The following is a 16,148-nucleotide window of genomic DNA, read 5'->3' on the forward strand; positions in this document are numbered from 1 at the left end:
CGGGGTGGGAGGCGAAAGCAGCGGCGTGTCGTGATCCCTACTCAGGGGGAGCTCAGGGTTGGTTGGCCATCACGAAGTGGAGCATCAGCAAGGTCAGGCCAAAGTAGGTGAACATCTGGAAGGTGCCATTGTAGTCGGCGGTGAGCCACTGGCCTAGGGCGAGCTGAAGGAATACAAACAGGCTCCAGACCAGGGTTGCCAGCAGCCAGATGGGGGTGGATCGACGGATGAACTCACCTCGGCCGAGGGCGATGGCAGCGAGGAGGAAGGCAGCGAGTTCACTTGCGGTTAGCAGCCAGAAGGTGGCCGTAAGACCGGGAAAGCTCGCCAGGAAGGTAGGCCCGAATTTTCCATCGAACCACGAGGGAACCCCGGACCTGAGCTTATCTATCCCGGCGAATCCCCAGACCATAAGGATCAGGAGGTTGATGGCCAGCAGGGCTCCGTTGCGAATCAGGGGGGTGATGGTTGCATTCATAATTTGGAACTCCGTCTCAAAAATTCGCGCGTCCTCTCCAATCGAGGAGCGTTGAAGAGTTGCTCGGGAGGTCCCTCCTCCCCGATCATTCCCTGGTCGAAGAAGATCACCCGATCGGCCATCTCGCGCGCGAAGCTCATTTCATGGGTCACGACGATCATGGTCATGCCCTCTTCCGCCAGATCCCGCATCACTTTCAAAACCTCCCCCCGCAACTCGGGATCCAGTGCGCTGGTCGGCTCGTCGAAGAGCATCGCCTGCGGACTCATGGCGAGCGCTCGCGCAATGGCGACCCGTTGCTGCTGTCCGCCGGAAAGCTGGCTCGGGTAGAACCCGGCGCGATCTTCCAAGCCTACCTTGCGTAGGAGTTCCCTGCCGCGCTCCTCAGCGCTTTCAGCCGTCTCTCCCTTCACGACGCGGGGCGCTTCCGTGATGTTCCGGAGCACGGTGAGATGCGGAAAAAGGTGAAAACTCTGGAACACCATGCCGGCCCGCAGGCGGAGCTGGCGTTGTTTTTCGCGATCCTCCGTCGTGAGCGTTTGGCCATGACGCTCGAACTGCAAGCCGTCGATCGTCACCGATCCCGAATCCATCGATTCCAATTGGTTGAGGCAGCGTAAAAAGGTGCTCTTGCCGCAGCCGCTGGGACCGATCAACACGATCGCCTCGCCGCGCGTTTGGCTCAGCGAAATGCCCTTCAAGACTCGCTGCGCGCCATAGGATTTGACCAGGTCCTTAACGACGATCATAGCTCAGCCTCCTTTCCAGACGCGCTGCGAGCAGCGATGCCGGGTAGCTCATTCCGAAGTAGATCGCGGCTGTGACCAGCCCGAGGCCGATGTAGTCGTAGGTTGCCGTCGCCAGCATCCCGTAAACCTTGGTGAGTTCGACCATCGTGATCACCGACACCAGCGAGGAGTCCTTGAAAAGCGCGATGAAATCGTTGGTCACCGGAGGAAGAATGAGGCGTAGCGCTTGAGGTAGGACTATCCAGCGCAGGGTTTGTGATCTTGTCATGCCCAAAGCCGCCGCAGCTTCGAACTGGCCTCGTGAGATGGCTTGGATTCCGGCCCGATAGTTTTCCGCTTCGTAGGCTGCGTAGTTGCAGCCCAAGCCGATGACCGCGGCGGAAAAAGCGCTCAGCCGCAACCCAATGGTCGGTAGGCCGTAGTAAATCAGGTACAGTTGGATCAGCAATGGAGTGCCTCGGAACACCTCGATATAGATCGCCGCCAACCAGCTGATGGGTTTCGGTCCGTACAAGCGGGCCAGGGAGAGAATCAATCCGAGCGCGACGGCCAGGCCCATCGAGAGCACGGAAATGAGAACCGTCACACCAGCTCCCTTAAGCAGCAGCGGCAGATACTTGTCCAGATTGCTCCAAGTGGATCCGGGGGCGGTGGCGGCTGGTGTCGTGGATTCCTGGTAGCTGTCGAGCTGCGCCTGTCGCTGGTCCCAAACTCCATAACGAGAATAGATGCGCTCGATGGTTCCGTCCTGACGAAGATCCCGCAGAGCCTGATTCACGGCTTGGATGAGATTCGTGTCATTCAGACGGGCCGCGATTCCGTAATAGCCGGGAGCGAACGCTTGGCCGCTGCGTTTGAGCTGGGGCTCCTTCTGGAGATAGTAGACGGCGATCGGCAGATCAAGCACCACTGCATCGATGCGGCGGTTGTTGAGATCGCGGAAGCCCTCAACATTTCCCGGGTACACCCGCAGATCAGCAGCGCCGAAATCGCGGAGAACTCGTTCTGCCGCCGAGGCTGATAGCACGCCCACCGCCTTACCGTTGAGGTCGGCGAGCTGCAAATCGTCCCGGTCCTCCTTGCGGACGACGATCTGCTGGGAGTAGGCGAAGTAGGGAATGCTGAACAGCACCTGCTCGCGCCGCGAGTCAATGATCTCGAGCCCGTTGATGATGACGTCGAAATCGCGCCGCTGCAGGGCGGGCACTAATCCATCCCACATGTTTTGAACCATCTCTGCCCGGACCCCCAATTTAGCCCCCAGCGCCACGGCCAGTTCGACTTCGAAACCGATCATGCGGGATGGCTGTTCCGGATCAGGGTACACGAACGGAGCTCCGCCTTCCCCATCCCCACCCCAGAGCAAGATGCCACGGCTGCGAATTTGCGACAGCGTATCCTCGGTCGGATCGGCGGCTCCGAGGGCGCTCGATGTCCAGAGACCCCCGAGTGCCAGCCAGAGGAGGAGCAACGCGCCACGAAGCGGATGGCACCCATTCCATCTGCTGGCCCCGGCTGCGCCGGGTTGGAGATGTAACCCATGCATTCCAGCCGGGAGCGGATCAAGCCTCAGGGAACCGCCTAAAGGCGGAACTCCGTGCGGAAGATCTGTCATTTGCGTTTTTTGAGCCACTCCTGATTGACGCAGTTACGGGGCCGTTCTCCCCGGAGCACGCGCGCCACTTCCTGGGCCGCCTTGGAACGCATCTCCACGGATCCTTCCTCCGAATAGAAGGCGGTATGCGGAGTGATGATGAGGTTGACGACGGGGTCACTCTGTTGCCAGAGCCGAATCAGCGGCTCGCTGGTATCGGGTGGCTCCTGCGGCAGAACGTCGATTCCGGCGCCCGCGATCAGGCCACGGTCCAAGGCATCCGCCAACGCGTGCGTGTCGACCACGGCTCCGCGGGCGGTGTTAATCAGGAGAGCTGACTTCTTCATCTGCGCCAAGGTTCTAGCATTGATGAGATGCCGCGTCTCCTCGGTCAGGGGGGTGTGGAGTGAAACCACATCGCTCTGAGTCAGAAGGGTGTCGATGTCGACCAGGGGCACTCCGAAGCACTTGTCGAGGCCGGGACGCAGGTAAGGGTCACAGGCGATCACATTCATGCGCAGGGCTTTGGCCCGCAGGGCCATGGCGGCCCCAATCCGGCCGAGCCCCACAATGCCCATGGTCTTTCCGACGAGGCGAGGCACGGGTTTGACAGCATGAAACTCCCAGGGGGAAAGCGTTCGGATCAAACCGCGTTCCGTGCGGGCGAGTCCTCGATTGCAGGCCAACGTGAGCATCAGCGCGTGATCCGCCACTTCGTCGACCCCATAGTCGGGCACATTGCACACCAGAATGCCCTGCTCCCCGGCCGCCTTGAGGTCGACGTTGTCGAAGCCGACGCCGCCTCGGACGATGACTCGACATTTCTCGAGTCCTCGAATGACTTCCGCCGGCACGGAGACCTCGTGGAACACGATCAGGGCGTCGGCGTCCCGAGTGGTCTCGATCAGGTCCTTCGGCGATTTGGCGAGCAGGCATCCCACCTTGGCCAGGTCGGCAAGTTCCTGTTCTTCGAGGGTTGCCGGGGGCGTGAGGTGGTCCGTGACATAGACTTGGAACATGTCTGAAGAATTATCAGCGCCCAAGCACTGACGCAATTCCTAGCGAAAGAAATCTGCAGCTTCAAGTCGGGGGTTGCTCCGGCTCCGCAATTCCGTCTAGCCTCCCCCCATGCACCCTCTGGAACGGATTGTAGCGAGTCTCGCTTTGCTCTCCCTGGTGAGCGGAATTGGGAAGGCGGCAGAAGCCAAAATGAAAACCATTCACTCTCAACCGAGTTTTGTTCTTTCGACTCCCCAGGTGGAATTGGCAGTCACCCGTCTCGGCGGCCATTTGGCTCCGGTACGGTTTTATCGGAACACTCCGGCTCCGGTGCAGCCGTACCACATCAGCCCCTGGCAGGATGAAAAGCCATCGCCGATGCCGGCCCCGGTGTTGGTTCCGCTGAGAGGCGATTTTTTCTGCCTACCCTTTGGCGGCAATGCCGAGGAGGTCCAGGGAGAGAAGCATCCGCCGCATGGGGAGGTGGCAGGCAGCCGCTGGCAACTCGTCTCCTCGGTTCAGCAGGGGACGATCAACACGTTAACCCTCGCACTGGAGACTCGGGTCCGCGCGGGGCGTGTGACGAAGGAGATTTCCTTGGTGGATCAGGAAAATGTGGTGTATTCGCGCCACACGATCGAAGGATTTGCCGGGCGGGTTCCGCTGGGGCATCACGCCACCTTGGCGATGCCCGAAAAGCCGGGAGCGGTTCAGATCGCGACCAGCGCAATCCGGTTTGGCATGACCTGCCCGGGACTCTTTAGTGATCCTGCCAAGGGTGAGTACCAATCCCTACTGCCCGGGGCTCGTTGGTCGAATTTGACGCAAGTGCCCGTCTGGGCCAAGGACCAGCCCGATGCGGATCTGACCCGCCTCCCGGCGCGTAAAGGCTATGCCGATCTGATTCAGCTGGCCAACGAGAGCTGGGAGAGCACGGGGGGACCGGCTTGGACGACGGCGACCTTCGCGGAAGCCGGCTATGTTTGGTTTTCGCTCAAGGATCCGGAGGTCCTGGCCAGCACCGTCTTCTGGATTGAGAATCACGGACGATACGGCCATCCATGGAAGGGGCGGAACCACTGCCTGGGGCTGGAGGACGTGACCGCCTACTTCGCCGACGGCTTGGCGGCTTCGATGGCGGACAACGTGCTCACCCGCCAAGGCCTCAGGACGGCCCTCGAGCTGCGGGCTGACCGCCCCACCTTCGTGAACTACATTCAGGGAGTGGTAAAGATTCCAACTGGCTTTGAGCAGGTCAAAACCCTCGAGTTCAGCCCCGGGCAGGTCGCCTTTGTGTCGACGGCCGGCCACCGGGTATCCGCGCCCGTGCGGCATGAATTCCTGCGAACCGGTAAGCTTTAACTTTCTGCGTTTGCCCAAGCGTTCACTTCAACATTCGAACCATTGAGATTCCACCATGACCCCTTTTATGAAACCCTTATTGCTCAGCAGCCTGATGGTCGCGCTGGCCGTTCTCACCGGTTGCAAACCCTCCGCCGAGTCTGGTAAAGCGCCTGCCTCTAGTGCCAGCTCCTCCTCGATGGCGCAGGGAACCATCGGAGTCAGCTTGCTCACCCTCGACAACCCCTTCTTCAAAGTCATCGGAGACTCCATCACTGCGGAGGGCCGGAAACATGGCTACGAGGCCATTGTGGTCAGCGGGGATAAGGACGTGGCCAAACAGGGTAATCAGATCAAGGACTTTATCGTGCGCAAAGTGAGCGCGATCGTCCTGAGCCCCTGCGATTCGAAGTCCATCATCCCCGTGATCCAGGAAGCGAACGCCGCGGGGATTCCGGTGTTCACGGTCGACATCCCCTGTAACGAGCCGGGTGTCAAAATTGTGACTCAGGTGGCTACCGATAACTTCGGCGGAGGCAAGGAAGCTGCGCAGGCGATGATCGAAGCGTTGGGTGAAGCCGGCGGCAAAATTGCCATCCTCCACTTCAAGCAGGCCGAGTCATGCCTCCTCCGGGTCAAGGGCTTTAAGGAAGTCATCGAGGCCCACAACGCGGGCAGCAAATCCAAGATCACGATCGTGACCGAATTGGAGAGCGGTGGCGCCAAGGATATGGGATTCAAAGCCGCCGAGGATTCGTTGCAGGCGCATCCCGATCTGCGCGGCATCTTCGCCATCAATGACCCGGCTGCCCTTGGGGCGCGCGCGGCGCTGGAGAAAGCCGGCAAGGCTCAGCAGATCGTCATCGTGGGCTTTGATGGCCAGCCGGAAGGAAAGCAGGCCATCAAGGATGGAAAGATTTACGCCGATCCCATTCAGTTCCCCGACAAGATGGGAGTTCAGATCGTGGACTCGATTCGGCGTCATTCCAAAGGGGAGACCCTGCCGCCTCAAATCTTGATCCCAACCAGCCTGTATCGCAAGGCGGATGCGCTCAAGGACCCCACGTTGAATTGAACTCGAGGGCGCATAGTGCGGCGCGATCGCGACGAGGCTTGAGGAGACCTTCGACTTGACTGTGGCTCCACCACCGCTCCTGGAGATGCGGGGAATAGCAAAAGCTTTCCCGGGAGTCCAAGCGTTGAGAGGTGTCAGCTTGCAGTTGCGGGCGGGCGAAGTCCTGGCGTTGTTGGGGGAGAATGGGGCCGGCAAGAGCACGCTCATGAAAATCCTCGGAGGCGCGCATTTGGCTGATCGCGGCAGCCTGAGCATTGCTGGCCAACAACTGTCGATCGCCTCGCCCGCTGACTCGCGAGCCGCGGGCATCGCGATCATCTATCAGGAGTTCAACCTGATTCCCGCCCTGAACGCCGTTGAAAACATCTTCCTGGGCCAGGAGCAGGTTCGCATGGGCTTTATCACCCGCGCCTCGGAGCGTTCGCGGGCGGCTGACCTCTTCGCGCAACTGGGGGTGGACCTTGATCTGGACACTCCCTGTCGGCGGCTTACCACGGCGCAGCAGCAGCTAGTTGAGATCGCGAAGGCGCTGGCTCTCAACGCGCGCATCATTGTGATGGACGAGCCCAGCGCGGCGCTGACTTCTCATGAAGTCGACCGACTGTTCCAAATCATCCGGGAGTTGAAGGCCAAGGGCATCGGAATTGTTTACATCAGCCATCGGTTGGAGGAGATCTTCACGATCGCCGATCGCGTGCAGGTGCTTCGCGATGGTGCGGACGCCGGGGAGCGTTTGATCGGAGACTTGGACCGGCACGAGCTGATTCGGCTGATGGTGGGACGTGAGTTGACCGATGAGTTTCCGAAGCGCGCCTCGTGCATCGGGGAGCCGGTGTTGGAGGCGATCGGCTTGAGGCGTGGTTCCGCGGTTCGCGATGTTTCGCTCACCTTGCGCCGCGGGGAGATTTTGGCGCTGACCGGCCTGGTAGGCTCCGGCCGGACCGAGACGGTTCGGCTGCTGTTCGGGGCTGACCAGCGAGAGCAGGGGATCGTTCGTGTTCGAGGACAGGAGCGAGCCTTGCGCACCCCGTGCGAAGCCATCGCGGCGGGGATCGGTTTTTTGACCGAGGATCGCAAGTTGCAAGGCCTGGTGCTCCAGCACTCCGCCCGCGAGAACTATTCCCTTCCGAACCTCAACGACCTGTCCCGACACGGCTTCGTGCGACACGCGGCGGAACGCTCCGGTTTTCAGCACTACGCACACGCCCTTCGCATCAAGTTGGCCGGCCCTGAGCAGAGGGCGGGGGCTCTGTCGGGAGGAAACCAGCAAAAGATCGTTCTGGCCAAGTGGTTGGCCCGGCAGTGCGATGTCCTGATTTTCGATGAGCCTACTCGGGGCATTGATGTTGGGGCGAAGTACGAGATCTATCTGCTGATGAACCAGTTGGTGGCGGAGGGCAAGGCGATTCTGATGATCAGTTCCGAACTGCCGGAGGTTTTGGGAATGGCGGATCGCATTCTGGTGATGCATGGAGGGCGGGTGACCGGGGAGGTTTGCGATGTGAAATCAACGACTCAGGAGGAGATCATGCGGTTGGCCATGGCGTGAATGATGCGATGAAAACCACCTGGACGCGATTTTTATCGGACTACGGAATGCTTGTGGTGCTGTTGGTGCTGTGCGCTTTTTTCAGCCTGGTGACCTACTCGGAGCAAGCGCCCAGCGGGGGGGCGGCTGGACAAGAAGTGGCGAGCGCTCTTCGTAGAGTTCTTCCACCAACCGGGACGATCCTGATCGCGGTCCTGGATCAACCTGACGATGCCGAATTTGCGCGAACCCTGGAGTCGGCCTGGGTCTCCGCGGGCGGTAAAGTGGCCGGTATCGCTCGGGGCGAACCGAAGGATGCTCGAGCGATTTTACAACGGTTGGCGGCAGAGGGACAGAAGCTGGATGGAATCGGGTGCACTCCTGCGACGGCCGCCTGGCTGGTCTTCAAGGATCTTCCCGCGGACTTTGCCTCCCTGGGTTCTCCTCCGCTGATTCGGCCAGCGAGCTATTGGTGGCCCAACTTCCTCAAGTCCGAGAACCTGCTGAACATTGCCAATCAGATCGCCGTTATTGCGATCGTGGCGATTGGCATGACCATGGTCATCGTGACGGGTGGCATCGACCTATCCGTCGGCAGCCTCTTGGCGCTCTCAGCTGTTCTGACCTCGTGGACCATTCGGGAGTATGCGGGGGGGATTCAGGCGTCTGCGCTCGGGATGGCCCTCGCCAGCCTCTTCGCGATCCTTGTCTGCGGAGGAGTTGGAGCGTTCTCCGGATCGATGATCACTCGTTTTGGCATTCCTCCCTTCATTGTGACCCTCGCGATGATGCTGGTCGGTAGCGGGCTGGCGTACATCCTGGCGAAGGGTCAGTCCATTTATCAGATTCCGGACTCGTTCGTTTGGCTTGGCCGCGAGGCTGACCTTCTGGGACTTCCCAACGCGGTGGTGCTTATGTTGGTGCTGTATGTCCTCGCTCACATTCTCATGTCTCGCATGAAGTGGGGCCGGTACCTGTATGCCGTGGGAGGAAATCGTGAGGCTGCTCGGCTCTCAGGTGTGCCAGTGGAGCGTGTGCTGATGCTCGCTTATGTCGCGAGCGGACTACTCGCCGGGCTGGGGGGGGTGATCATGGCTTCGCAATTGAAAAGTGGCTCGGCTACGTATGGAAACATGTATGAGCTGTACGTCATTGCGGCGGTGGTGGTCGGGGGAACCAGCCTGAGCGGAGGTGAGGGCAAGATCTTTGGAACCTGCATCGGCGCGTTCACCATTGCCGTCATTCAAAACGGCATGAACCTGACGGGTGTTGAAAGCTACACTCAGAAGGTGGTGCTCGGCTTGGTGATCTTGGGAGCGGTTCTGCTGGATAAATGGAGATCGAGCGCGAGGGCCGTGGCCTAGCTTGGCAAGCTCAGGATTCCTCCCGCAAAACCCGGATTTATTTTTGCAGGGTCCCTAAGCGCGCGTGGCGGTCGCGGATTGCTTCTGTCCGCGGTAGGTCGCCAGAAAATAGGCCAATACCACCAGGACCACCACGGCCAAGCCGCCCCAGTAGCGGGGCCAGTTGACGTGTCCATCCATCTCGCACTTCTGCAACCACCACCCTGTGCTGAGGTATCCGAACAGACTTCCGATTCCCGTGGTCATGAAGCTAAACAGAGCTTGGGCTCGCGTACGCCAGCTCGGATCAATCCGCTCGTTCAGGTAGACTTGGCCAAGGATGAACGAAAACGCGAACACGAACCCGTGGAGCACGACGCCGGCAATGACCCAAGCCGGATGGTTGAGCGAATAAAAGAAGTAACGCAAGAAACCCAAGCTTAACCCGGTGGCCAGAATCCACTTCAGGCGCCAGTTGAGCAGGAGTCGGGAAAGTAGGAGCATGGCTACGACTTCGGTGACTTGGCCCAAAGACATCCAGGCGGCGGTGCGTTCCAGTCCAAGTGCCCGGAGGTGGGTGGGCGTGAACGGATAGAACGCGGCTAGCGGGACGGCGAAGAGGGCGGAAGTGACAAAGACCACCTGATGATCGCGCAGTTTGAGAAGGGTGAGGGCATCCAACCCCAGCCGCTGGATCAAGCTTGGCCGTTGGGACGACGCAAGAGGCTCGACTTGGGGAAGCCAGCGAGTGAAGAGAGCTAGGCCGCCCCAGACTGCCGCGCTGACATACACCGCTCTGAGCGAGGTGTCGGCTCCCATCAGGCTCACCGCCCAGCAGCCGACCATCCAGCCGATCGTTCCCATCGCCCGGATGGGGCCAAACTGTCGTTGAGGGTCTTTCAGTCGGCCCATGACAATGGAGGCTGCGAGGCTCGAGGTGGGGGCTATGCACAAGGAATACAATTGGATCATGGCCAGCACTGTCCATGGGCCGGCTCCACGGTAAATGACCAGCGCGATGCAGATCAGCATTCCTCCCGCGGCCAGGCCCAGCCATCGCAGCAGCCGTGCCGGGGCTATGTGGCGGTCGGCCATCGCCCCGAAGATCAGAGGCGAGACCAGCGCGGCGATAGCGGAGCACGAGAATGCCAGAGCCTTGATCGAGTGCAGTCCGTGTACATCCAGGACCGGCCCCAGAGGCACGAACCAGGCTCCGAGAGCCATGCCGTGGAGGAACAGCAGCGCTGCCAGTTCAGCCAGCTCGATTCGGGTGTTGTCCGGACGCACTGAGATACTGCGCGCAGGCAACAGGCGAAATTTCAAGCTCCGTCGCCGGCTGGGGGGAGGGGGAATAATCAGGGAGGAACCTCGCCCGCCTCCAACCACCGGGGACGATCAGCTCATTGATCCTCGTGACAACGCAGGCCCGACCAGCTTAGAGTGGCTTTCATGTCATTCTATCGCCTCCTGGCAGGGGTTCTTGTTGTGGCTTCCGCTGCGGTCTTCAAGCCATCCTTGCTGCTTGCCGACGACGAGCCCCCTCGCGTGGTCGCGGGCCTGACCAACCTGGTGGCCGGACACTCGGTGCATGGGGAAGCCTTTAACGAAGGACCCCGCCAGGCTGCCCGACTGATGCGCGGAACAGGGCAGGTCAAGTTGCTGATCACTACTTCCAACGCTCAAGCCCAGGTGTTTTTCAATCAAGGGATAGGACAATTGCACGGCTTCTGGTTTTTTGAGGCAGAGCGCTCGTTTCGGCAGGTGGCCTTCTTGGACACGAATTGTGCGATGGCTGCCTGGGGCATGGCGATGGCCAACGTCAACAATACCAACCGGGCTTTCGATTTCATCCAGCGCGCACATGATCTCAAGACCAATGCCTCGCCTCGGGAGGTGCTTTGGATTGAGGCTTACCACAAGTTTATTACCGGCAAGGAATCGGAGAAGGATCGTCGCAAGGAATTGGTTAAATCTTTGGAGAACATCATTCACCAGCATCCTGAGGAACTTGAGGCCAAGACGTTCCTGGCCTTCCAGATCTGGAAGAACGAAGGGGACGGTGTTTCCATCGGAAGCCGTCAAGCGGTGGATGCCCTGATGAATGAAGTCCTGGCCGTCGAGCCGATGCATCCAGTGCACCACGCGCGCATTCATCTTTGGAACTACAAGAAGGATGAGCGAGCGTTGAACTCGGCGGCCCGGTGCGGTCAGTCCGCCCCCGCCATCGCGCACATGTGGCATATGTCCGGCCATACCTTCAGCTCGCTCAAGCGATATGATGACGCGGCTTGGCAACAGGAGGCGGCAGCGCGGACGGATCATGCCCACATGATGGCGACGGGTATTCTGCCGGACCAGATTCACAATTTTGCGCACAATAACGAGTGGCTTTGCCGGAACCTGCTCTTCTGTGGTCGTGTGAGAGATGCTATCGATTTGGCTCGCAACATGGTCGAGCTGCCCCGGCATCCCAAATACAACACCCTCAATCGGAAGGACGACAATACCGCCTACGATAAGAACAACGGCAGTTCAATGTTGGGAAGGAACCGCCTGTTCGATGCCTTCCTCCAATATGAACTGTGGCCTGAGCTGATCGCCCTGTCGGACACCTTTTATCTCGAACCCACCGACTTGCCCGAAGAGCAGGCGCGGCGCTTCTATGCCCTGGCCTTGGCGCAATACGCGATGGGGAAACCGCAGGCGGCCAGTCCCTGGCTCGACGGTCTCGATAGCTGTTGGAAGCAGCTCAAGCACGAGCGGTTCGAGGCGGCTGAGAAGGCCGAAGAAACGGCTAAAAAGTCCAAATCAGAGACCGCCAAGGCCATGGTGAGCGCCATGGAAGGCTTCAACGATCGGCTGGATCGGGTGGATAAATACCGCCAGGAATTGAAAATTTGGAAGGGGATTGCTGCGGGGCAAACAAACGAGGCCGCCCAGCTGCTCGAGGAGAACAAAGACCTGCCCAAGCCCCAACGTGCCCGGCTCTCGCATCGGCTGGGCCTGCGCACAAACGTAATTCATGAGGCCGGGGAGATGCTCAAGAACTCGACTAACGAGGCTCCGTCCCTAGCGCTGGCGGCCCATTTTCTCTGGGAGGCGGGAGAGACAGCTCAAGCCACTAATGCGCTTCACCAGCTCCGCTCGATTTCCTCTCAATTCGATCTCGAGACCCCGATTCTGGCAAGGCTGCAACCGATTGCTCGTTCTATGGGGTTGGCGGACGACTGGCGTTTGGGTACGCCGGTGAAGCCTGATGTAGGCGATCGTCCGCAACTCGAAACCCTGGGACCTTTTCGGTGGCAGCCATCGATGGCACCAGAGTGGACCTTGGTGGATTCAGACGGAAAGTCGCGCTCACTGAGCGATTACCGAGGACGGCCGGTGGTGGTGGTCTTTTACTTGGGCGCGGGCTGTGTTCATTGCATCGAACAGCTGAATCTCCTCACTCCTGCCGCGAAAGACTTCGAAGCGCAAGGTATTAACATCCTTGCGGTCAGCACCGAGACTCCCCAGGGCCTTCACAAAACCCTGCAGAAGTCATCTAAGCCAGGAGGGTTTCCGTTCCCCATCGTGGCCGATCCCTCCCTGGCTGCCTTCAAGGCTTATCGCGCGTTCGACGATTTCGAAGACATGCCGCTACATGGAACCTTTCTCGTCGATGGCGAGGGGAAGATTCGCTGGCAGGATATTGGCTATGATCCGTTCACGAACTTTCGTTTTCTCGCCGCGGAATCCAAGCGTCTGCTCGGGCTCACCGGAAAGCTCGTCGCCGCTAAGTGAACGTGGTTGGATTCCGCCAGCGCCCATGAATTTCCACCGACAACAATCGATCCTGTTTTATTTCTTCATGTTGGCCGCGACTTCGCTTTCTGCCCAGACCTGGACCGAACTGCTTCCCTCCATTCGGCAGCAGTTTCCCAAGGTTCAGCAGCTCTCGACCGCCCAGTTGAGTCAATGGCTGAGCTCTAGCAATCGGCCGGCTCCGCTCCTCATCGACACTCGAGCTGCAGAGGAATATGCCGTGAGTCATTTGCCTGAGGCCAAACGCGCTGACTCAGTTCGAGAGATCCAGTCCTTGATCACATCCCACCGGCAACCGGTGGTACTGTATTGTTCGGTCGGTTACCGGTCTTCCGATCTCGCGACGAAGTTAATCAAGAAGGGGGTGACCAATGTCTTTAATCTGGAAGGTTCCATTTTTGCTTGGGCTAACGAAGGTCGTCCGGTTTTTCGGGGGCAGCGCGAGGTGAAGGATGTGCACCCTTACGATGAGAAATGGGGTCAGTTGCTAACGGTTCCTTATCGCACCTTCAAACCGCGTTGAGTCGGATGGATCCAATTCGATCCAAGGGCGACTTGGGTTATAAGAGGCGCATCCCCGTTTGTTCCTGTTGCCCCTTGATCGGGAGGGGCGGTGGCGCTAGAGTTAAAGGAGTCCTGTTGTTGGTCTAAAATCAGTCAGTCGATCATGAAACATCTACTTTTGTCTCTTGTCCTGTTGACTCTCCTTCGGCCTGCTCGGGCTGCTGAGGATGGTTCGATTTGGCACACCAGTCTCCCTGCTGCCCAGGCCAAAGCGAAGGAGGGTTCCAAGATGGTGCTGCTCGATTTCACCGGATCGGACTGGTGCGGCTGGTGTAAGCTGCTCAAGAAAGAGGTCTTCCAGACCCCTGAGTTCCTGGACTATGCAAAGAAGAACTTGGTGCTGGTGGAGGTTGATTTCCCTCAACGAAAGAAGCAGAGCGCGGAGTTGAAAAAGGCTAACGAGGAGCTGCAGGAGCGCTTTAAGGTTCGTTACTATCCGACCATCATCCTCTTGAACAGTGCGGGCAAGGTCTTGGGTGAGCTCGGCTATCAAGAAGGGGGTGCCAAGCCCTTTATTGCCGAGTTAGAGAAGCTTCGTCGCAAGGGGTAACTTCTATCCTTCCGTCCTCTACTCAAGCATGTCGCTCAAGTTCCTATGGGGTACCTAAGTGCCCCACATCGGAACATTTTTTCGCCAACGGTGTCTATCTTCCAGCGAGGCAGAGCGTGATCTAAACGGCGGTCGTGTCGGCTTGAGACAAAAAAGATTTGGGCTTCGGACTGCTTTTTGATTGATCCGTTCTGAGGACTCGATAACTTACACATATCGCATGGCGTGTTTTTTTCAAACGCTCGCAGTGCTGGAAGGCTCAGGGGTTGGTCAAGGCGATTTGACCCCGGCGCTTTTGATCTTCTTTTTTCTCGGGGTAATCTTGATTGGAGCGGTCTGCATGGCCTTGATCTACCGACATACCCGGTTGACCCGCACCATGCTTCGGAGTCGTCGGGATACTGAGCTGTGGCGATCAGAGAGGTCAACTTGGCAGCCTATTTTCGATGCGCCCTTCCGTTGGCTGGCGGTACGCGGGGCCACCGCACCGATGATCCAGGCCGCTTTGGGACTGAGGAATCCTAAACCTTGCTCTTGGGAGGAGGGACTCACTCGGGCCTTAGATCACAAACTTTTCATTTCTCCTCCCGTGAAAGGGTGGACGCTTGTGATGGGGGCGGATCTTCCGGATCCAGGTGAGGATGTGGATGAATGCTTTCACTTCCTAACCCGCCTAAGCCGTCAGGTCGGCGAGGTTCAATTCTTTAGTATCAACCGTTTGTTCAGTCATCATGCCTGGGTGATGTTGGATCATGGTCATGTCAAGCGCGCCTATGCTTGGAGTGGTCAGGCCGTGTGGAATGAGGGGGTCCCTACCGAGGCGGAGATCGCGCTTCGGCTTCACACGTTTGACTATTTTGAGAGCCCGGAACGGAGCTTTTTCGGTCACGCGGATCCGTTGGGTGCCACGACCGAGAAGGTTACCAATCTAGCAGCCCGATGGAGCGTTGATCCGACCACTGTGGATTTCCGTTCGTTACGGGATAACCGTGGGATTTCCGGACGTTTTTCGCCTTCAGCCCCTCCTCCTCAGTGAGGGATTATCCTCTTCTCTCCAGCCATGCCTGCTCCTGAGATCTGTCCGAACTGTGGGGCGGTGGTTCCTCGGACCGCCCGCGTTTGTCCGGATTGCGGTTCTGATGAGGAGACTGGATGGGCCGACCAGGCCGTCTCGCAGCGACTGGGAATTCCGGATGATTCCTTCGACCATGATCAATTTGTCCGTGAGGAATTCGGGCAGAAGAGTCCACCTTCCCGACCGCCAGGGGGATCCTGGTTTTGGTGGGCTGTAGCCCTTCTCTTGCTGCTCGTTTTTACGTGGCGATTTCTGGGATGAGCTCGGGCAGCTGTGCACTAGAATGACCGCCGTGAAGCAGGTCTTTCCGAGGCCTCATTCGCGACTGCGAGCGCCTGTCCATTATCCTAAAAAGAAGAATGGCCCGGCATCGATCTGATGCAAGATCTTGGCGGTCATGACTTTTGTCGAAGTTCGCCCTATCACCTTTTCGATACGCCTCACTTCGACGCAAGACATGCCCATCCAAGCTGTTGCACATCTCGATACCGCTCCATTCTCCTTTAGGATTATTCCCCCCGACGTCGCCTCGACCGGGAGCCTCACGTTCACCCGATGATTACCAGGGACAGGCCACTCCGATCCAGTGCCCTAGGCGCGCCCGTAGAAAGAGCGAGGATCTGAACCAGGGACAGGCCTCACTTCGTGGTCCTCTGAACACAGTGCCTATGTGTGCCCCTTTTGGACATCAGCCCTGTGTTGTTGATTGCCTGCGGTTATTCGAGCCCAGCCAACGGGCTGGATGCCGTTGCGTTCGAATCGCTTGAAGTCTCCTAGCGGGCAAACCTGGCGGTTTGCCCAGCTCATCCTTTACCTTCTCCCCTTGCTCGTTCCCTGGTTCCTCGCCCCGATCCACCTCTCACCCAAAGATCCCACGCCCTAGTTTTCTCAGTGAATACAACTCCTGCCTCAACCCCGCCACCCTGGGAGGCTCCCTATCGCTCACCCTCACACCTATCCGTCCTTGGTTTCCCTCGATCAACTCCTTCATGAACCGTCGACCTCCTAACACCGCCCCATCGCTCAAATACCGGATCCGGCAGGTCAC

At 58.9% G+C, this 16,148-nt stretch carries 14 protein-coding genes; 9 read left to right on the plus strand and 5 right to left on the minus strand.

The window, feature by feature from the left end:
• Nucleotides 1–52 precede the first annotated feature (52 nt).
• Genes JNN07_03540 through JNN07_03555 form a run of 4 tightly spaced genes read right to left on the minus strand, consistent with a single transcriptional unit; the run spans nt 53 to nt 3,840 of the window.
• Nucleotides 53–478, minus strand: coding sequence for a hypothetical protein (locus JNN07_03540; protein MBL9166789.1), 426 nt, complete (start codon nt 476–478; stop codon nt 53–55).
• On the minus strand, nt 475–1,227 hold the full coding sequence (locus JNN07_03545) for an amino acid ABC transporter ATP-binding protein (GenBank protein MBL9166790.1): 753 nt from the start codon (nt 1,225–1,227) through the stop codon (nt 475–477). The genes JNN07_03540 and JNN07_03545 overlap by 4 nt, the downstream gene beginning before the upstream one ends.
• A complete protein-coding gene (locus JNN07_03550; GenBank protein ID MBL9166791.1) occupies nt 1,214–2,842 on the minus strand; it encodes an ABC transporter permease subunit in 1,629 nt (542 codons plus the stop codon). Before JNN07_03550 ends, JNN07_03545 begins: the two co-directional genes overlap by 14 nt.
• Complete coding sequence (locus tag JNN07_03555; GenBank protein MBL9166792.1) at nt 2,839–3,840, minus strand: C-terminal binding protein; 1,002 nt, start codon at nt 3,838–3,840, stop codon at nt 2,839–2,841. The genes JNN07_03550 and JNN07_03555 overlap by 4 nt, the downstream gene beginning before the upstream one ends.
• Before the next feature lie 109 nt (nt 3,841–3,949).
• On the opposite strand from JNN07_03555, the gene JNN07_03560 reads away from it, so the two are divergent.
• The 4 genes from JNN07_03560 to JNN07_03575 all read left to right on the plus strand — a co-directional run bounded on the left by JNN07_03560 (nt 3,950) and on the right by JNN07_03575 (nt 9,128).
• The gene (locus JNN07_03560) at nt 3,950–5,182 is read left to right on the plus strand and encodes a hypothetical protein (GenBank protein ID MBL9166793.1); all 1,233 of its coding nucleotides are present in this window, start codon (nt 3,950–3,952) and stop codon (nt 5,180–5,182) included.
• 67 nt (nt 5,183–5,249) lie between these two features.
• The gene (locus tag JNN07_03565; protein ID MBL9166794.1) at nt 5,250–6,236 is read left to right on the plus strand and encodes a substrate-binding domain-containing protein; all 987 of its coding nucleotides are present in this window, start codon (nt 5,250–5,252) and stop codon (nt 6,234–6,236) included.
• A gap of 61 nt (nt 6,237–6,297) precedes the next feature.
• A complete protein-coding gene (locus JNN07_03570; GenBank protein MBL9166795.1) occupies nt 6,298–7,785 on the plus strand; it encodes a sugar ABC transporter ATP-binding protein in 1,488 nt (495 codons plus the stop codon).
• 8 nt (nt 7,786–7,793) lie between these two features.
• A complete protein-coding gene (locus JNN07_03575; protein ID MBL9166796.1) occupies nt 7,794–9,128 on the plus strand; it encodes an ABC transporter permease in 1,335 nt (444 codons plus the stop codon).
• A 54-nt stretch (nt 9,129–9,182) separates the two neighbouring features.
• On the opposite strand, the gene JNN07_03580 is transcribed toward JNN07_03575, so the two are convergent.
• Nucleotides 9,183–10,430 carry an MFS transporter gene (locus JNN07_03580; GenBank protein ID MBL9166797.1) on the minus strand — a complete coding sequence of 416 codons (1,248 nt, stop codon included), beginning with the start codon at nt 10,428–10,430 and terminating at the stop codon, nt 9,183–9,185.
• Nucleotides 10,431–10,556: 126 nt separating this feature from the next.
• Between JNN07_03580 and JNN07_03585 the strand changes: the two genes are divergently transcribed.
• The 5 genes from JNN07_03585 to JNN07_03605 all read left to right on the plus strand — a co-directional run bounded on the left by JNN07_03585 (nt 10,557) and on the right by JNN07_03605 (nt 15,361).
• Nucleotides 10,557–12,890 carry a peroxiredoxin family protein gene (locus JNN07_03585; protein MBL9166798.1) on the plus strand — a complete coding sequence of 778 codons (2,334 nt, stop codon included), beginning with the start codon at nt 10,557–10,559 and terminating at the stop codon, nt 12,888–12,890.
• Nucleotides 12,891–12,915: 25 nt separating this feature from the next.
• Nucleotides 12,916–13,434: a rhodanese-like domain-containing protein gene (locus JNN07_03590; protein MBL9166799.1), complete on the plus strand. Its 519-nt coding sequence runs from the start codon at nt 12,916–12,918 to the stop codon at nt 13,432–13,434.
• A gap of 144 nt (nt 13,435–13,578) precedes the next feature.
• Nucleotides 13,579–14,025 carry a thioredoxin family protein gene (locus tag JNN07_03595; protein ID MBL9166800.1) on the plus strand — a complete coding sequence of 149 codons (447 nt, stop codon included), beginning with the start codon at nt 13,579–13,581 and terminating at the stop codon, nt 14,023–14,025.
• 220 nt (nt 14,026–14,245) lie between these two features.
• Nucleotides 14,246–15,061, plus strand: coding sequence for a hypothetical protein (locus JNN07_03600; protein MBL9166801.1), 816 nt, complete (start codon nt 14,246–14,248; stop codon nt 15,059–15,061).
• A 24-nt stretch (nt 15,062–15,085) separates the two neighbouring features.
• Nucleotides 15,086–15,361, plus strand: coding sequence for a hypothetical protein (locus JNN07_03605; GenBank protein ID MBL9166802.1), 276 nt, complete (start codon nt 15,086–15,088; stop codon nt 15,359–15,361).
• The last annotated feature ends 787 nt before the right edge of the window (nt 15,362–16,148 follow it).

This window comes from Verrucomicrobiales bacterium (genome assembly GCA_016793885.1).
Taxonomy (GTDB): Bacteria; Verrucomicrobiota; Verrucomicrobiia; order Limisphaerales; family UBA11320; genus UBA11320.

Excerpts from the sequence above, each read along its gene's own strand:
- JNN07_03540 (MBL9166789.1), bottom strand. The coding sequence starts at position 478 with ATGAATGCAACCATCACCCCCCTGATTCGCAACGGAGCCCTGCTGGCC.
- JNN07_03545 (MBL9166790.1), bottom strand. The coding sequence starts at position 1,227 with ATGATCGTCGTTAAGGACCTGGTCAAATCCTATGGCGCGCAGCGAGTC.
- JNN07_03550 (MBL9166791.1), bottom strand. The coding sequence starts at position 2,842 with ATGACAGATCTTCCGCACGGAGTTCCGCCTTTAGGCGGTTCCCTGAGG.
- JNN07_03555 (MBL9166792.1), bottom strand. The coding sequence starts at position 3,840 with ATGTTCCAAGTCTATGTCACGGACCACCTCACGCCCCCGGCAACCCTC.
- JNN07_03560 (MBL9166793.1), top strand. The coding sequence starts at position 3,950 with ATGCACCCTCTGGAACGGATTGTAGCGAGTCTCGCTTTGCTCTCCCTG.
- JNN07_03565 (MBL9166794.1), top strand. The coding sequence starts at position 5,250 with ATGAAACCCTTATTGCTCAGCAGCCTGATGGTCGCGCTGGCCGTTCTC.
- JNN07_03575 (MBL9166796.1), top strand. The coding sequence starts at position 7,794 with ATGAAAACCACCTGGACGCGATTTTTATCGGACTACGGAATGCTTGTG.
- JNN07_03585 (MBL9166798.1), top strand. The coding sequence starts at position 10,557 with ATGTCATTCTATCGCCTCCTGGCAGGGGTTCTTGTTGTGGCTTCCGCT.
- JNN07_03590 (MBL9166799.1), top strand. The coding sequence starts at position 12,916 with ATGAATTTCCACCGACAACAATCGATCCTGTTTTATTTCTTCATGTTG.
- JNN07_03595 (MBL9166800.1), top strand. The coding sequence starts at position 13,579 with ATGAAACATCTACTTTTGTCTCTTGTCCTGTTGACTCTCCTTCGGCCT.
- JNN07_03600 (MBL9166801.1), top strand. The coding sequence starts at position 14,246 with ATGGCGTGTTTTTTTCAAACGCTCGCAGTGCTGGAAGGCTCAGGGGTT.
- JNN07_03605 (MBL9166802.1), top strand. The coding sequence starts at position 15,086 with ATGCCTGCTCCTGAGATCTGTCCGAACTGTGGGGCGGTGGTTCCTCGG.